Raw genomic sequence first — 16,245 nt, 5'->3', positions numbered from 1 at the left:
TTTTGTTTCCATCTAAATAATTTAAAAAGTATTTATAAAGAATCTTAAAAGTCTACTAAATTTTTTTTGTGAGAATTATTTATTTACGTGTAGGAATTGTTTGGTAATGGTAGATAAAAATTATAGTTTTAACAAAATTTATAAAAATAATAAACAAAATATTGAAATTTGATTTTTCAGATTTGCAATAAAATATTTGCCTAAGCCCCCAAACTATTCAAATGAAATCTATAAAAAAGAAAAAAGTATTATTCGTTTTAGTGTTATTTATTTTTTTTAAAGCAAATGCTCAAAATCCGGTACAGGAATTTAATTTCAACGGGACTCTAAACAGTGCTGATAATACAGTTTCATTTCTTGGCACACCTGTTTTTGTAAATGATAGAATGGGAACTCCTAAAGGTGCTTTACGATTAACCAACAAAGCATATCAGGGTGTTGTGGGCGATCTTCCTCAAGGCAATAAACCAAAAACAATTTCGATCTGGGTAAAATTCAATGCTGTAAATACTGCTAATTACATTTTTAATTATGGTACACCAGTAAACGGACAATATTTTGCATTATTACAACAGCCGGCTTCTGGAGGTAATTCAGATTTAAGTTTGATTGGCTGGGGAGATACAAACAATATTACAATTTCCGTTCCTCTTGTAAAAGATACGTGGTATTTGTACAGTGTTACATACGATGGAAATGTAACTAAAATTTACCGTAATGGTCAATTACTGAAATCCGTCTCAGACATTCAGCGTTCAGCTAAAGGTTATATCTTGAGTATAGGAAAATTAAATACTTCTACTGCTATAAATGCAGATATTGATGATCTTAAATTATATGTAGTAGCTATGACAGATGAACAAGTTTTAGAAGCTTATGAAAGCTCAAAACCTACTGGAAAGGTAAATGAAACCTCAGTGGTTAATAGCCCTAAAAAAGTAAGTAATCCGACTGTAAAAACGTCATCTGCTGAAACAAGTAAAAATATTGAAGTCTATTCTGATGGGAAAAAGATAATGGAAACTAATGGTTCTAATATTAGTGATTTGCCCGAAGGAACTTATTTAATTAAAGTCATAAATAGCGCTGGGAAAAAATAAATCAGCAATTTTTACAAAAAAGAAGCCTTCTGAAATTCAGAAGGCTTTTTTTATCTCTTTTTCTGCTGACCTGGAGCATACGCTTTTGCGCTTTTATCTCCTGACATTTTTTTAGCTTGCCCTGGAGGTATTCTTTTACCGCTTGCTGGTCTCGGATGGCTAGAATGAACATGTGTGCTGCAGCTTATTACGCTTAATACTAAAAATAGAAGTACCAATACTATTACTGCAATTCTTGTAATTTTTGATGTTTGCATTTTGTTGTTATTTGAGGTAGGGCAAATATAACTGTAAATATTAATTTTTTAAATGGGTAACCCTAGTTTAAAATGATTTCAAACAAAAAAAGCTCCGAATCCGGAGCTTTTAAATGTATTATTAAAAGAAAAAATTATTCTTCTTTCATTGTGTGATAAACGTTCATTACGTCATCATCTTCTTCGATTTTTTCGATTAATTTTTCAACGTCAGCGATTTGAGCTTCAGTTAACTCTTTAGTGATTTGAGGAATACGCTCAAAACCAGAAGATAAAATTTCAAGACCTCTGTTTTCTAACTCTTTCTGTAACGCACCAAAACTTCCAAAAGGAGCATAGATTAAGATTCCATCTTCATCTTCGAAAACCTCTTCAGCACCAAAATCAATAAGCTCTAATTCTAGTTCTTCTGCATCGATCCCGTCTTTAGCAATTCTGAAATTACAAGTATGATCAAACATAAACTCAACAGATCCCTGAGTTCCCATTGTTCCATTGCATTTATTAAAATAACTACGAATGTTGGCTACAGTTCTATTATTGTTGTCAGATGCAGTTTCAATTAAAATTGCAATTCCGTGAGGAGCATATCCTTCAAACAAAATTTCTTTATAGTTGGCAGTATCTTTATTGCTGGCATTTTTAATCGCACGCTCCACATTGTCTTTAGGCATGTTGGCAGCTTTCGCGTTTTGTATAACCGCTCTTAATCTAGAATTGGCATCAGGATTAGGACCGCCTTCTTTAACGGCCATAACGATATCTTTACCAATTCGGGTAAATGTTTTGGCCATTGCAGACCAACGTTTCATTTTTCTTCCTTTTCTAAATTCGAACGCTCTTCCCATTTCTAATTTTTTATTTTGTGATGCAAAAATAAAAGTAATTCCTTATTTATCCAAAATCAAAATTTAACTTTTTAAAGGTTTTCAAAAGTTTTTTGATCGTTTTAAGTTTTATAAAGAAGACTGTTTCAATTAAAAGATAATCCGAAACTTAAAACTTGGAAATCAATAACTATTTCGATGAATTAAAATCGACAATTATATTTACAGCTTCGTTTAAATAAGGATTAATTTTTAGCTGATCCATTTGATATTGATTGATAGTTTTCTCATTAGGATAGGCGCCTAATAAAAATTGATTCACGGTAGAATTATAAACATCCAGTGGATTATTTTCATCATTGAAAGTATTGATTTCTTTCCAAAGAGAATCTACCATTTTCTTTTGCTGGAAAACAGCATCGAGATTCATAGGTAATTCTGCCTTTGGAGTATTTATCAATTGATCGATTTTCTGGTTGATCTTTTTGATGTCATTAAAGTAATAATTGCCAGCAAGTCTTGCGCTGCTTTTCTGCGCTATTTTATCGATTAAACTTCTTTTTACATAAGGTTTGTATTTCAAAAATGGTGCTATGCTGTCATTTTTTATTGCAGTAGGAAAGTCACTTTCTTTTTGGTAAACATCTTCGTAAAATTCAGGAAGAACTACGTCTGGAGTTACACCAATATATTGATGACTTTTTCCGGTAACTCGATAAAACTTATTAATTGTAATTTTAAGAAAATCAGTGTTTTTAGTTTCGTCAAGCGAAAGAATGGTCTGCATGGTTGCTTTTCCAAGTGTATTGCTTCCTAATAAAAGTGCGCGGTTATAATCCTGCATAATTGAAGAAAAAAATTCACTGGCAGAAGCCGTATTGCTATTTACCAGAATCACAATTGGACCTCTATAAATAACACCTTTAAAAGGATCGTTTATTACCGTTTTCTCCTGTGTATGATCTATTACAATCGAAATTGGACCATAATCAACAAACATTCCTGCTAGTTTAATCGCTTCTTCCATCGAACCGCCACCGTTGTCAATTAAATCAATTACAAGACCTTTAATGTTATCGCGTTCTAATTTAATGACTTCACGAGCTACATCATCGGCGCAGCCTTTACGGCTGTTTCCGTCTAAATCGGCATAAAAACTAGGTATTTTGATGTATCCAATTTTACTTTCTTTACCAATTATAAAGCTGAAAACCGAATTTTCTTCATCCTTCATAACCTGCTTTTCAATGTAAACATCAAAGTTTTTTCCAGAGTTTCTTTTCAGCGTGAGCGTAAGACTTTTATTGGCTTCTGATAAAATCATTGTCGAAATAGATTCCAAAGAAGAGCAAGAAACCTGAAGTGTTTCCTTATTATTGGAAACCGAAATAATCTGATCGCCTTTTTTTATCTGCCCCGTTTGGTATGCTGGGCCATTTGGATCAATTTCATGAACAATAATTTCATTTTTCTCATTTAAATTAACCGTCATACCCAAAGACAAATGCTCTTTAGATAATGAAGCCACAAAACTTGATTTAGAATCGTCGCTGAAATAGGCTGTATGCGGATCAAAATACGTACAGAAAAAATTATACAGATTTTCGTCCTGTTTGGTTTTTGTTTCTAAAAGCGTGCTGATTCGGCAGATTTCATTTGATAAAATTAATTTTCGTGATTTCTCTTCAATCGTTTTAAAATTAGCTTTGATAGAATCCAGATTATCACTGCTTTCAGCTATATCGTCCAAGATTTGGTAGCGTATTTTTTTCTGCCAAACTTTCTCTACATCTTCTTTTTTTAAGTAAAAGGGAAATGTTTTTTTGTAAAAGCGTATGGTATCTTTTTTAGAATAATCAAAGGGAACATTTTGCATTTTTTCCAAAACCTCTTTTGTTCTTTTTAAACCGGCAATATATTTTGAAGTTATATCGTTTAAAAAACTGCAATCATTTTCGAGAATAAGATCATCTAAATTCAAGCGGTATTTGGCTGCCATTTCATCATATTCAGTTTTATAAAAGATATTCCTAGAAGGATCTAACTCATTGATCAAATTATCAAAAACATAAACAGATAAGCTGTCATCGACAGGTTTTGGACGTAGATGTTCCGTTTGTATAACAGCATTTATTTTGTTGAGAATATCGCATGTCTGGGCGCTATTTTGGCTAAATAGAAAAGTGGTAGTCAATAAAAAAAGCAACCCAATTTTTTTCATAAATCGCAGAATCAAGATTTATATTAAAATTACGGTATTTTTTTTATTTCGGTTTATATTATTCGTAAAAAATCTTACATCCTCAAAACTAGATTCATACGGTATTTCATCGGTAAAATCCGTACATAATCGGAAATTTGATGAATTTTACAAATAAAAAAGCCTTACAAAATTCTCTGTAAGGCTGTTATGTTTTATATCAGTAAAATTTATTTCTTATAAAAAGGCAATTTAACCACTTTAGCAGGAACGTCATTTTTTCTAATTCTAATGAAAATATCGCTATCTACGGCGCTGTTAGCTGTTGTAACATATCCCAAACCAATTCCTTTATTCATAGAAGGTGACATTGTTCCCGAAGTTACAATTCCAATCACGTTTCCTTCACCATCCACAATTTCATAATCATGTCTTGGCACAGCACGTTCCTGCATTTCAAAAGCAACTAATTTTCTAGTAACACCAGCTTCTTTTTGTTTTTTAAGCGCTTCAGAATTAGTGAAATCTTTTGTGAATTTCGTAATCCATCCTAAACCAGCTTCAAGTGGAGAAGTAGTATCGTTAATGTCATTGCCGTAAAGACAGAATCCCATTTCAAGACGTAAAGTATCACGAGCGGCAAGACCAATTGGTTTGATTCCGAAAGAAGCTCCAGCTTCAAAAACCTTGTTCCAAATTTGTTCTACCTCATTATTTTTACAGTAAATTTCAAAACCGCCAGAACCTGTATATCCTGTAGCAGAAATAATTACATGTTCGATTCCAGCAAAATCACCCACTTCAAAATGGTAATAAGTAATGGCAGACAAATCAACCGAAGTTAAAGACTGCATTGCTTCAACTGCTTTTGGGCCTTGAATGGCTAAAAGAGAATAATCATCAGACAGATTTCGCATTTCAACGCCCAAATCATTGTGCGAAGAAATCCAGTTCCAGTCTTTTTCAATATTAGAAGCATTTACAACCAGTAAATACTGCTCTTCTTTCATTTTATAAATAATCAAATCGTCAACAATTCCGCCTTCATTATTCGGAAGACAAGAATATTGCGCTCTTCCAATTGTCAAAGTCGAAGCATCATTTGAAGTCACTTTCTGAATCAAAGCCAAAGCATTTGGACCTGTTAACAAAAATTCACCCATATGCGAAACGTCAAAAACGCCCACACCATTACGAACAGTTTCGTGTTCAGCATTAACTCCTTCGTATGTAATAGGCATGTTGTAACCTGCAAAAGGCAGCATTTTCGCTCCCAAACCCTCATGTATGTGCGTAAGCGCAGTATTTTTCATTGTGTTGTTTTATAAAATTGTTATGCAAATCTATTCAAAAAATATCGAATTTAAATAGCCTAAATTATAAATTTCGCAATAATTAGGAGCTATTTCCTGCTATCCGCTATATCTTTTACTTTTTAAAGAAAAAAGTAAAAGGATACCGCTTCTATCAGGGCTAGGAACGACGTTTTCAAAAGAAGATTAAGGATTTCAATTTTTTATGTAATTTTAATATAAAATCTAGTCCTTTTTTAAATTCAGCTAATTTGCATTTAAACAAGTGAAATGCCTTTAAGCGCAAAGAAAAGCTATGATTCTATGTGTTTAAAATAAAACGCCAGCAAAAATGAAATCACCGTATCTAATAAATAAAGAAGAAATTCTAAAGCTATACAAACCAATAGATTGCAAAGCACATAAAGGAACACAAGGTCACGCGGTGATTATTGCCGGAAGTTATGGTAAAATAGGAGCAGGCGTTTTAGCTTCAAAATCCTGCCTAAAATCAGGCTGCGGACTCGTAACGACTTTTATACCTAAATGCGGTTATCAAATCCTTCAAACTTCCATTCCAGAAGTAATGACCGTAACCGACGAAAATACCAATTTCATTACTAATATTAATCTGCCGCTAATTCCGCAAGCCATCGGAATCGGACCAGGAATAGGAAAGGAGTTAGGCACACAAAAAGCCTTATTTGAATTTTTACGAATAAACAAAGCGCCTCTAGTTTTAGATGCCGATGCCTTAAATATCATTTCAGAAAATATATCTTGGCTGGAATTAGTTCCCGAAGACACGATTCTAACACCTCATCCAAAAGAATTAGAACGCTTGATTGGAAAGTGGAATTCAGAATCAGAGAAATTCCAAAAAACAATCGCTTTTTCAGAAAAGTACAAAGTCATAGTAGTCATGAAAGGCGCTCCAACATTCATTATAAATAAAACTTCAGTTTACGAAAACACAAGCGGAAACGCTGCACTCGCAACCGCAGGAAGCGGCGATGTTTTAACTGGAATCCTCACTAGTCTTTTAGCGCAAGGTTATGAACCCAAATACGCATCAAAAATGGGAGTTTATCTCCACGGTTTAACTGCCGATTTAGCTTTACCCAAAACTGGTTACGAATCTTTTACCGCTTCAACGATTATTAAATATCTTGGAAAAGCTTTTCTTGAATTAGGAAATGTGCCAATTTGATAATTAGATAATTTGAAACGGAACGTTTGTCCTCCTGAGCGAAGTCGAAGGATCGCAAGTAGCTCCTCAAAGGATAGTGAAATGTTTTTTTGTTTCCCGCAGATTTGGCAGATTGAGCAGATTAATTTGAGTAAGTATCTGTAGAATTTGTAAAACCTGCAAGAGCAAATATATATAAGAATAGCGAATCGGCAATATCTGCTTAAATCAATTTAAATCCGCGTGAAATAAAACTTTGCATCTTAGCGACTTTGCGAGATTTTATTTACTCCAGCTTAAATTATCTTATATAACTTATATGGTTTAAAAATTGCGTCCTCAGCGTAAACCTTAGCGCACTTTGCGGTTTAGAAAAATTCGTAAGTTTGTAATATGAAAAACAACTTCGATCTCAGAACGGTAAACGTTACCCGTTATATAACTCCATTACGCGAAGGCGGTTCCTTGCCAGCTTTAGCAGAAGCCGACGACGATTTTAAATACGTTTTAAAATTTAGAGGTGCCGGACATGGCGTAAAAGCCTTAATAGCCGAATTAGTTGGCGGACAAATCGCAAAAGCCTTAAAACTACAACTACCAGAATTAGTATTTGCCAATCTCGACGAAGCTTTCGGAAGAACTGAAGCCGACGAAGAAATCCAAGATTTATTGCAAGGAAGTCAGGGATTAAACTTGGCGCTTCACTTTTTATCTGGTGCCATAACTTTTGATCCTGCGGTTACAACTGTCGATACAAAATTAGCTTCACAGATTGTTTGGCTGGATGCTTATATCACCAATGTTGACCGAACTTTCAGAAACACCAATATGCTGATTTGGCACAAAGAATTATGGTTGATTGATCATGGTGCATGCTTGTATTTCCATCATTCTTGGAGCAACTGGGAACAACATGCTAAAAGTCCGTTTGCGTTGATAAAAGATCACGTTTTATTACCTCAAGCTTCACTTTTAAAAGAAGTCGATGCTGAGTTTAAAGCGATTTTAACGCCGGAAATTTTAGAAGAAATTGTAAACACTATTCCGCTGGACTGGCTGCAGTGGGAAGATGCAGACGAAACTCCAGAAGGATTGCGAAACGTGTATCTGCAGTTTTTAAAGACAAGATTAGCCAATTCAGAAATATTTGTAAATCAGGCGCAAAATGCAAGATAATCACTTATACGAGTATGCTGTGATTCGTGTTGTACCAAGGGTAGAGCGCGAAGAATTCCTGAATATTGGAATCATTTTGTTTTGCAAAAAAGCCAAATTTATAAAGGTTCTTTTTCACGTAAATAAAGAAAAAATACAAGCCCTTTCTGCCGATTTCGACATCGAACAGTTAGAATGTAATTTGACTTCTTTAGAAAAAATTGCAAAAGGAGCCAAAGACGGCGGACCAATTGCTGAATTTGAAATCCCAGAAAGATTCAGATGGCTAACAGCCATTAGAAGTTCAGCAATTCAAACGTCAAGACCTCATCCAGGATTGTGTGAGGATTTAGAGAAAACAATTCAGAGATTATTCGAAGAATTGGTTCTTTAAAAAAGGTACAAAGGTACAGAGTTACAAAGCGACAAAGGTTTTCTGTAGAGACGCACTGCTGTGCGTCTTTTTCTTTTTTAATAATATTTTCATTCCTCCTTCGTCGGAATGACAAACTAGGCGATTAAACCTGAAACTTGAAACCTGAAACAAACTAAACAAAACAAAAACTAAAAAACCACGAATTACAAAACTGCAATCCGTGGTTCTAACTAAAAACTAACTTACTTTTTTATTGTAATTCTATTAAAAAGAACCACAGGTATTACCGCCTAAAGTAGCTCCTGCATTTGCGGAAATATCAGCTTTAACAGCCGTTTTATTTAATTTTACGATAGAATAGGGCGGCGTGAATGCTGTGCCGCTTCCAGCCTGAGTGCCTGTTACACTTGTAAATACATTATCAGTAACGGTAACGGCAGTATAACCACTCATTAAATCGATTGGGTTTTTCACACCTTCAAAAACGTTGCTTTCTACACGAATATTCGCTTCAAAACCTGCGGCAACACATTTGTTGCTTACAGTACTATTGAAAAAGCTATTTACAATGTGAACTTGTCCAAAACGAACTCTAGGCATTCTTTCTTTACAACCTGGAGCCCACCAGCATCTTGCAAAAGTGATTCTTAATTTACCACGGTCGCCAGTAGCGCCGTCACTTGAGCCTATTAAGTTAGAATATCTGTGATCGTCTGATCCTCCAGAACCTCCCGCTTTTGGTGGTTTTAAATAGTGGAATTTAGAATACGTAACCGAAATATAATCTGATTTATTCTTGATGTCGAAATTTCCGTCAACACCATCTCTAAATTCGCAGTGATCAACCCAAACGTTTGTACATTCATCCAGAATGGCATTGTCCCATCCGTCAGTGTCATAAGCGCCTGGACCTTCAAAAATTAAGTTTCGAATAATGATATTTTTACATCTTTTGATGTTAATGATTCCAGAACCGTCTTTAGTCTGGTTAGTAGAAACCAATTTTGCACCATTAGCGCCATAAATTGTTTTTCCAGTTTGATCTTGGAAAGACAATCTTGTGGTAATGGTAATTGTTCCCGAAACCTTAATCACTTTTACAGCTGTGTTTTCGATCGCTGATTTCAGCTGCGCATAAGTAGTAACTGTTGTTTCAGCCGAAGAACCTCCTCCGGTCGTACCTCCGTTTTGTGAAGCCCAACCCGGAACTTCAGCGCAGTTTCCAATTTTAGCTGTCAGATTGCTGTTTGTTGGAGTTGTTGTTTCAATTGCTGCGCTTTGTGAATCTTGCGCTGATCCGATTTCCTCAGTATTACATGCCGTAAAACCAAGTGCCAATGTTAAAGCAAACATTGAGATTGTTACATTTAATTTCATAGTTTAAGTTTGGTGGTTTATAAAAAATTTAACGGTACAAATCTGATTATAATTTGCACGAAAAAAATTGAACAAGTTCAAACTTTTGTAAAAAAATCTACGAAATGTGTTTTTTTAACAGTTGTAAATTTACAAAAATGCATTTTATGTTTACTTTTACGTAATCGATTACATTATTTAAGCCCCTAATTAATAATGAGTTGAAAAACAAATTTATTCCTCACAAAAACCACAACATGTACAACCTACTTAGACAAAACATTGAGCGAAAAATTCCGCTCACGGATGAAGAATGGGACATTATTGTTTCAAAGGCAGAACTCATTAAACTCAAAAAGAATCAGTTTCTTCAGATTCAGGATTCTAATAATAGTTATGAGGGATTTATTTTGAAGGGCTCTTTTAAAACTTACATTTTAAATGAAAACGGAACCGAAACCGTTATTTTCTTTTCATTCGAAAACGAATGGATGTGTGATCTGGAAAGTTTTTATCACCAAAAACCAACCACATACAACATTAAAGCCATTGAAGACAGTGAAATAGTCGTGATCAATAAAAAGCAAAAAACGTATTTGTTTGCCATGATTCCGAAACTGATTAAGTTTCATGTTCTCATGATCGAACGTGCCAATGTTGCGATTCAACAGCGGCTTTTGGATGTTCTCAATAAAACCTCAAAACAACGTTATCTTGATTTTAAAGAACGCTATCCGCAAAAGATAAGTTCGATAAACAACAAGAATCTCTCATCGTATTTGGGCGTTTCGCACGAGTTTCTTTCTAAGATTAAGAGAACGGTTTCTTAGTTTTAAAAAAGGGCAAAGTGACAGAGGGGCAAAGGTGCAAAGGTTAAAAAGAATCTAGCAAGTCGCAAAGTTTTTTGAACCATATAAGTAATATAAGTTCAAGTAAGCAGAAAACTTAAAATTCTTATATTACTTATATGGCAGTTTTTCAGTTAAACTTTGCGTCTTCGCGACTTTGCGAGATTAAAAAAATCTTAGCGAACCTGGCGTAAACCATTGCGTTCTTTGCGGTTAAACTTTACGCAATGCTTTTCTCCAAATAAACAAACTCCAAAGGAACTTCAGAAACCATAGTATGAATTTCACTTTCAGGAAAAGCTTCGCGTTTGCCTGTATCAACATAACCGTGACGTTTGTACCAAGCCACCAATTCTTCACGAACCGAAATAACCGTCATAATAATACTCGATAATTCTAAAGACTTAGCATGATTTTCGGCTGCTGCCAAAAGTTTTTTTCCGATGCCGCTGTTTTGAAGTTCTGGCGAAACCGTAAGCATTCCCAAATACAATTGATGTCCTTTTTCTACCAATAAAACCGAACCGATAATGGTATCATTTTCAGTAAACTTCAGGATTGTATTTTTTGAATCTAGAAAGATTTCTGTCATTTCCTGTTCGTCGGTTCTTTTTCCTTCTAGTAAATGCGCTTCGGTTGTCCAGCCTTTTTTAGACGATTCGCCTCTGTATGCTGAATTTATTAAGGTTGTTAATGCGGGAATATCTTCTAGTAATGCTTTTGTAATCATGTTATTTATAAAATATTTTGAATTGTTTCTTGCTTTAGCCAAGAACATTTGAATTGCCCACAGCTTTAGCTGTGGGAGACAAAGTTATAGTAGAAAATGGCTTTAGCCTAATCTTTTAAGTTTTTTGGCTAAAGCCGACTTTCTACTGCAAAATAAAAACCTCCAGCTAAAACTGGAGGCAATTGAATTTTTTGTTTATCTAGATTTTTAGCTCTCAATTAATATTCTGGAGTATTTTGTTTGACTTTTTTAATTAATTGATTTTCTTTTTCGATTAATTTTTCAAATGGAGTCTTATTTGGTAGGTGTTGCTTTTGATATTCTTCAATAAGTGGAATCGTTAAAACAATTTTTAAAGCGTTATGATAATCTTTGATCTCCATTTTTTTTTGATCTATAGTCTTAACTAGGTTCTGTAAATCAGATTTTTGAATGCTATATTTTTCGTCACTTTTTCTAATTAGATTTAAAATCTTCTGCTTCATTACACTATCTCGTATCATGTTAATATGTCTTTTTGCCGATGCATAATAATCTTCAGATTTTTCATTGTAATTATCAAAAATATTTGTTGTATCGCTTGTTTTCAAATCTTTTAAGTCATTTTCTAGATTTTTCAGTTCAGGAGATTTTTCTACAAGTTCCTGAAATAAATCTTCCATTAAATCATTACGGCTTTTAAGTCTTCCTAAATCAATACTTTTTTCTTCGAATGCTGTTGGTTCTTCTTTGTTTCCGTCATTGCTTTCGCTTTTTTGACAAGAGATTAAAAGAAAGAATGAAAATAATAATAGTTTTTTCATGGTTTAGTTTTTGGATTAGATGAAAACGAATCTACAAAAACTTCCTGATTTTTAGTGAAGCTTTATATAGATTAAAGTAAGATTGATAGATAACGAAGGGAAAAAATCTTTAAGGAATTGTCCACGCTGAAGTTATTAGATATTTATCTTTTACTTTTTTTAGAGAAAAGAAATGTTGTTTTCCTTCTGATGTTTCTGAAGGTTCAATAGATGAATAACCGAAATCTAAACCGCATTTTCCGGATTCATCTTTATTTACCACCAAAATTGAAAATAAACTTTCGGTATCATTAATTCTCTTTATCAGTTTGGGATCTAGAAATAATTCAAAATACTTTTCTTTAAATTGCTTTTCGGAAAGTTTTATATAGGGTTGTTTTGCGGATGAAGGCTTACAATAATCACAAATTATTGGAAATTTTATAAGAGATGAAAGAGCTTCTTTATCATTTCCATTTATTGCAGTTTTAAAGTCTACCCAAAACTCATTTAAAAGTTGTTTGTCGGCTTTTGTAATTTTTTCTATATCACAATTGTCAGTTTGAGCCAAAATGAATTTTGTATTTAAAATGAAAGCAAACAGAAATATATTTAGAAGTATTTTCATTTTTTTTTAATTTTAAAATGTCTGCAAAAAGGTTATTCCAGCAAAAAATCTGCTTATAAGATTACTCAAATATTCCCCAAATATACCTATCGTCTACAATTGCATTTGGGTTTTCACTTACTTTCTCTAAGAAAAGACTAAAATTGCTATAAGTCCTTAACTTATAAATTATTTTCTGACCAGAATTATTAATAATTATTTTCCAAACTCTTCTTTTGTTAATCGTAACCATTGTTCTTCTGGCTTCTATAATTGATGAAAGAGGATATTTAATTACTGGTTCATTTGATTTTATTAGGTATAAATTATTTTCATCGAAGTAAAAAATAGTTGTGTTAAAGATGAATTTTTCTAAACCCCAGAAAAATGGTGTAGGTGCTGATAATCTATAAAGAGACCACAAATCAAGACCAGTTCTTTTTTTAAACTCTATTGCTCTTTGTTCTTTATAATAATCAACCCAGGATTGAATTTTCGGGTAACAGAGAAGAGAAATAATAAGTAATACTAAAAAGATCAGAACAATGTTTGTACCCATTTTGAATTTCGTTGTTTTTAAAATCAAACATAATAAACTTATTCAAAACTTGAAAAGAAAACTAAAACTACAAACGAAACAATTTTTAAATATATTTAAATTGTAAGTTTGATAAACAATTGTTTATACAGGAAATGAAAAGCGTATCTTACAAAAACAGCTTTGTTTTTTACCGAAATTGATTTTCGTTTAAGAATTTTAAATATCTTTGAATTATGAGTACAGCAATAAAACCAAGACATATCGGCAGAAATATAAGCCGTATTAGAGAGCTTAAAGATATGAAGCAAGATGCTCTTGCGTATGCTTTAGGAACAAGCCAGCAGACGATTTCGGCTATTGAAAACAGCGAAACGGTAGACGAACAAAAACTAATTGAGATCGCAAAAGCTCTTGGAGTTTCTGTTGAAGCGATTAAAAACTTTTCGGAAGAAGCAGTTTTTAATATTATTGGAAATACTTTTCAAGATCAAAGTGCAGTTTACAATTGCAATTGTATTTTTAATCCTTTAGATAAAGTAGTTGAACTTTACGAACGTTTGGTGCAAGCTGAAAAAGATAAAATAGAGTATTTGGAGAAGTTGTTGAATGGGAAATAAACGTTTTTGAAGATATATAATTAGAAAAAGAGATCTCATAGATCTCTTTTTTATGTTTACGAACGAGACAAAGAATTACTTAATTCTCTTGTTTAAGTATAACTTTATTGATTTTGTTACATGATTGATTTTTGGAGCAACAATCGTAATAAATTCACTCACATTTTTTGCATAGGTTGAATTTAATTCTTCTAGAGTATTATAATATATGTCTATTTCACTTACTGATAAATTACTTTTATATGTTAAACTGTGTTTGTTTAGTTCGCCGCAATAGTTGATAAAAATTTTTGTAAATTCAAGAAAATCCGTACCTATATTCATAACAATTTCTTCAATCTCATTTTCATTTTCAATAAAAAGCATGCAGTTGTTTTTTAAAACAAATAAAGAGTCATGCAATGTAGATCTTTGAGCCATGCGATTATTAATTGCTATATAATCTTTGAAATCAATTCCTCCAAATGTAACATCGGCTAGAAAGTTGTAGTATTCTAAAATTTTATTGTGTAATGAAATCAGCGAAGTTCTTTCTTCATTATGTAAGCCTAATTGTAATTGATTAGTTAAGTCTAATTTCGCTTTTAGATTTTGTGTTCTTTCTTCAAATTTGAATTCTACTTCTTTTACTAATCTAGTTAATTGTTCTATATCTTGACTTTGAGCTAAATTTTCAGCTTTTCTTTTAAAATAGCTTGGAAGATAAAATTTACCCAGATAACCAACGTATAATAGTAGGCATATAATTATAATTTCTAATAAGTGTTGTAGCATTTTTTATTTATAAAATATTAAAAAAACGTGTTTTTGAAGATTGGAATATTCCCTTTGCTAGCGCGAGCGTCTCGCTCGTGCCCATTCCAGTTGGTTTTTGAATTACTTTGTGTTCACGAGCGGGTCGCTTGCGCTAGCGGGGGATTACGCTATCTCAAATGCAGTTGTCATTTTGGAATTTCTGGAAAATTAATTATAGAACCCAATCCATCGTGAATTGATTTTCTACATTGTGTTTTAAAATCATCATTATCATTAGCTTTAAGGTATTGGCAAATAAAGAAAAGGTCTATTGTTTTAATTAAACCAATTTTTTCTCTTTCGGCTCCTTTTATACATTTCTGAGTAAAAAACTCATTTCTGCTTTCTGTTGGAAGTAATCTTTGTGGATTACCGAATAGTAATCCGAATGCTTTTTCATCAATTTCGATTCTTTCAAAATCTTCATTTAAAGAATCTTGAAGTTGTCTGAATTTACTAATATCAATAGCTTTATTATCTTTTCCTTCACATTCTCCAATGTATCTAAAGTTCTCAGGAGATGTAATTATTTGATCAAGTTCTAACACTCCATCATCATAATTTTCAGCCTTATATCCTAATATTTCTAATGCTTTAATTACTGCAACTTCTAAAGGTTTTCCTGTTTCAAATAAAAGGTCTTTAAGAGATTCTTCATTTTGAAGAACAGTTTCTAATCTATCGGTTTCTTGCTCAAGTTCTTTTATAGAAAATTTTACTTTCTCTAATAGTTTTAGTGTTTTTTCAGATTCTTTTAAATTGTATATTGAGTTATCCAACCAATCAGGTTTTGTTGTTTTTTCTACAGTTGAAGAAATTTGTTTGTCAATTTCAATTATTCCATTTAATAATTTTTTTCCAAAAATTATTGCATCTGAAGTCCAATCAGCGTTTTTGTCATAAAATTCATCTCTATCACTGTCTAAATATGGTAAAATTATAACGTTACCTTCTTGTTTTCTAAATGCAATCGATAAAACTTTATCTAACGTTTTTGTTTTTAGTAATTCTGTGTACAATTCATTTGATTCAATGTAAGCTTCAAAAGTTAATTCCTTTTCAAAAGTCTTGAAAAAGGGTTTTATTAAATCATTTTGACATAAAATTTTCTTGCCACTTGCATTATGAACTTGTAGGTCAAATGGCAGAGATTTATAATTGTCTATCAGTTCTACTATATTTGTAACTTTTTGGTTTCGTCCTGTCCCACTAGTTTCTCTTTTTCCAGTATCAATATAAAATTCATCTTTATTACATAGTAAGACAAATAAATTCCTTCCACTTTTTAAATAAGAATCTAATTCTTTTTTCCAATGTTTCATAGCTTCAATAACTCGTGCAGATGTGTTCAGATTATATGATCTTTTACCTCTGTAATTACTGTCATTAGAATATCTAAATGCATTTTTGAAATCTGGGCAAAAAATTACTAAATCTGCGTCTGATAATGATGTTTGACTATCGATGGAAATATAATCATCTTCATTCGTAGGCAATTGATAACCTACTGCAACAATTTCTTTCATAAAGAGTTATTTATTAGTTATATTTTTTTGGAATTGTATATTACTTT

General features: G+C 32.6%; 17 protein-coding genes. 6 read left to right on the top strand and 11 right to left on the bottom strand.

The annotated features are described in order from the left end of the window. Positions 1-221: 221 nt before the first annotated feature. Positions 222-1,100: a LamG domain-containing protein gene (locus J0383_RS02600; protein ID WP_207296893.1), complete on the top strand. Its 879-nt coding sequence runs from the start codon at positions 222-224 to the stop codon at positions 1,098-1,100. Between the two features lie 50 nt (positions 1,101-1,150). On the opposite strand, the gene J0383_RS02595 is transcribed toward J0383_RS02600, so the two are convergent. The 4 genes from J0383_RS02595 to gcvT form a co-directional block, all read right to left on the bottom strand. After that, positions 1,151-1,357 carry a hypothetical protein gene (locus J0383_RS02595; RefSeq protein ID WP_207296892.1) on the bottom strand — a complete coding sequence of 69 codons (207 nt, stop codon included), beginning with the start codon at positions 1,355-1,357 and terminating at the stop codon, positions 1,151-1,153. A 134-nt stretch (positions 1,358-1,491) separates the two neighbouring features. After that, positions 1,492-2,205 (bottom strand): YebC/PmpR family DNA-binding transcriptional regulator, encoded by a 714-nt coding sequence (locus J0383_RS02590; RefSeq protein ID WP_012024626.1) that lies wholly within the window; start codon positions 2,203-2,205, stop codon positions 1,492-1,494. Between the two features lie 169 nt (positions 2,206-2,374). After that, the gene (locus J0383_RS02585; RefSeq protein WP_207296891.1) at positions 2,375-4,405 is read right to left on the bottom strand and encodes a carboxy terminal-processing peptidase; all 2,031 of its coding nucleotides are present in this window, start codon (positions 4,403-4,405) and stop codon (positions 2,375-2,377) included. A 209-nt stretch (positions 4,406-4,614) separates the two neighbouring features. Further along, positions 4,615-5,697: a glycine cleavage system aminomethyltransferase GcvT gene (gene gcvT, locus J0383_RS02580; RefSeq protein WP_207296890.1), complete on the bottom strand. Its 1,083-nt coding sequence runs from the start codon at positions 5,695-5,697 to the stop codon at positions 4,615-4,617. Between the two features lie 331 nt (positions 5,698-6,028). Between gcvT and J0383_RS02575 the strand changes: the two genes are divergently transcribed. The 3 genes from J0383_RS02575 (at position 6,029) to J0383_RS02565 (ending at position 8,414) form a co-directional block, all read left to right on the top strand. Next, entirely contained in the window at positions 6,029-6,886 is an 858-nt protein-coding gene (locus J0383_RS02575; RefSeq protein WP_207296889.1) for an NAD(P)H-hydrate dehydratase, read from the top strand. Between the two features lie 372 nt (positions 6,887-7,258). Further along, positions 7,259-8,041, top strand: a complete 783-nt coding sequence (locus tag J0383_RS02570; protein WP_207296888.1) for a HipA family kinase — start codon at positions 7,259-7,261, stop codon at positions 8,039-8,041. After that, positions 8,031-8,414 (top strand): DUF3037 domain-containing protein, encoded by a 384-nt coding sequence (locus J0383_RS02565; protein WP_207296887.1) that lies wholly within the window; start codon positions 8,031-8,033, stop codon positions 8,412-8,414. The genes J0383_RS02570 and J0383_RS02565 overlap by 11 nt, the downstream gene beginning before the upstream one ends. A 246-nt stretch (positions 8,415-8,660) precedes the next feature. Here J0383_RS02565 and J0383_RS02560 read toward each other — a convergent pair whose 3' ends face one another. Beyond that, positions 8,661-9,773, bottom strand: a complete 1,113-nt coding sequence (locus J0383_RS02560) for a pectate lyase family protein (RefSeq protein WP_207296886.1) — start codon at positions 9,771-9,773, stop codon at positions 8,661-8,663. A gap of 236 nt (positions 9,774-10,009) precedes the next feature. On the opposite strand from J0383_RS02560, the gene J0383_RS02555 reads away from it, so the two are divergent. Then, entirely contained in the window at positions 10,010-10,582 is a 573-nt protein-coding gene (locus J0383_RS02555) for a Crp/Fnr family transcriptional regulator (RefSeq protein ID WP_207296885.1), read from the top strand. Positions 10,583-10,820: 238 nt separating this feature from the next. Here J0383_RS02555 and J0383_RS02550 read toward each other — a convergent pair whose 3' ends face one another. The 4 genes from J0383_RS02550 to J0383_RS02535 all read right to left on the bottom strand — a co-directional run bounded on the left by J0383_RS02550 (position 10,821) and on the right by J0383_RS02535 (position 13,278). Continuing rightward, positions 10,821-11,330, bottom strand: a complete 510-nt coding sequence (locus tag J0383_RS02550; RefSeq protein WP_207296884.1) for a GNAT family N-acetyltransferase — start codon at positions 11,328-11,330, stop codon at positions 10,821-10,823. Between the two features lie 218 nt (positions 11,331-11,548). Further along, on the bottom strand, positions 11,549-12,133 hold the full coding sequence (locus tag J0383_RS02545) for a hypothetical protein (protein WP_207296883.1): 585 nt from the start codon (positions 12,131-12,133) through the stop codon (positions 11,549-11,551). A 109-nt stretch (positions 12,134-12,242) separates the two neighbouring features. Next, positions 12,243-12,740 carry a hypothetical protein gene (locus J0383_RS02540; RefSeq protein WP_207296882.1) on the bottom strand — a complete coding sequence of 166 codons (498 nt, stop codon included), beginning with the start codon at positions 12,738-12,740 and terminating at the stop codon, positions 12,243-12,245. 61 nt (positions 12,741-12,801) lie between these two features. Further along, complete coding sequence (locus J0383_RS02535) at positions 12,802-13,278, bottom strand: hypothetical protein (RefSeq protein WP_207296881.1); 477 nt, start codon at positions 13,276-13,278, stop codon at positions 12,802-12,804. 215 nt (positions 13,279-13,493) lie between these two features. Here J0383_RS02535 and J0383_RS02530 point away from each other — a divergent pair, with 215 nt between their 5' ends. Further along, positions 13,494-13,877 (top strand): helix-turn-helix domain-containing protein, encoded by a 384-nt coding sequence (locus J0383_RS02530; protein ID WP_207296880.1) that lies wholly within the window; start codon positions 13,494-13,496, stop codon positions 13,875-13,877. Between the two features lie 75 nt (positions 13,878-13,952). Here J0383_RS02530 and J0383_RS02525 read toward each other — a convergent pair whose 3' ends face one another. Both J0383_RS02525 and J0383_RS02520 read right to left on the bottom strand, forming a co-directional pair. Next, positions 13,953-14,651: a hypothetical protein gene (locus tag J0383_RS02525; RefSeq protein ID WP_207296879.1), complete on the bottom strand. Its 699-nt coding sequence runs from the start codon at positions 14,649-14,651 to the stop codon at positions 13,953-13,955. A gap of 167 nt (positions 14,652-14,818) precedes the next feature. After that, positions 14,819-16,198 (bottom strand): V-type ATP synthase subunit I domain-containing protein, encoded by a 1,380-nt coding sequence (locus tag J0383_RS02520; protein WP_207296878.1) that lies wholly within the window; start codon positions 16,196-16,198, stop codon positions 14,819-14,821. Positions 16,199-16,245: the final 47 nt, after the last annotated feature.

The sequence above is a fragment of the Flavobacterium endoglycinae genome (genome assembly GCF_017352115.1).
GTDB classification, from domain to species: domain Bacteria; phylum Bacteroidota; class Bacteroidia; order Flavobacteriales; family Flavobacteriaceae; genus Flavobacterium; species Flavobacterium endoglycinae.
Note: the sequence above shows the minus strand (reverse complement) of the source record. Positions and strands in the feature narration are given on the sequence as shown.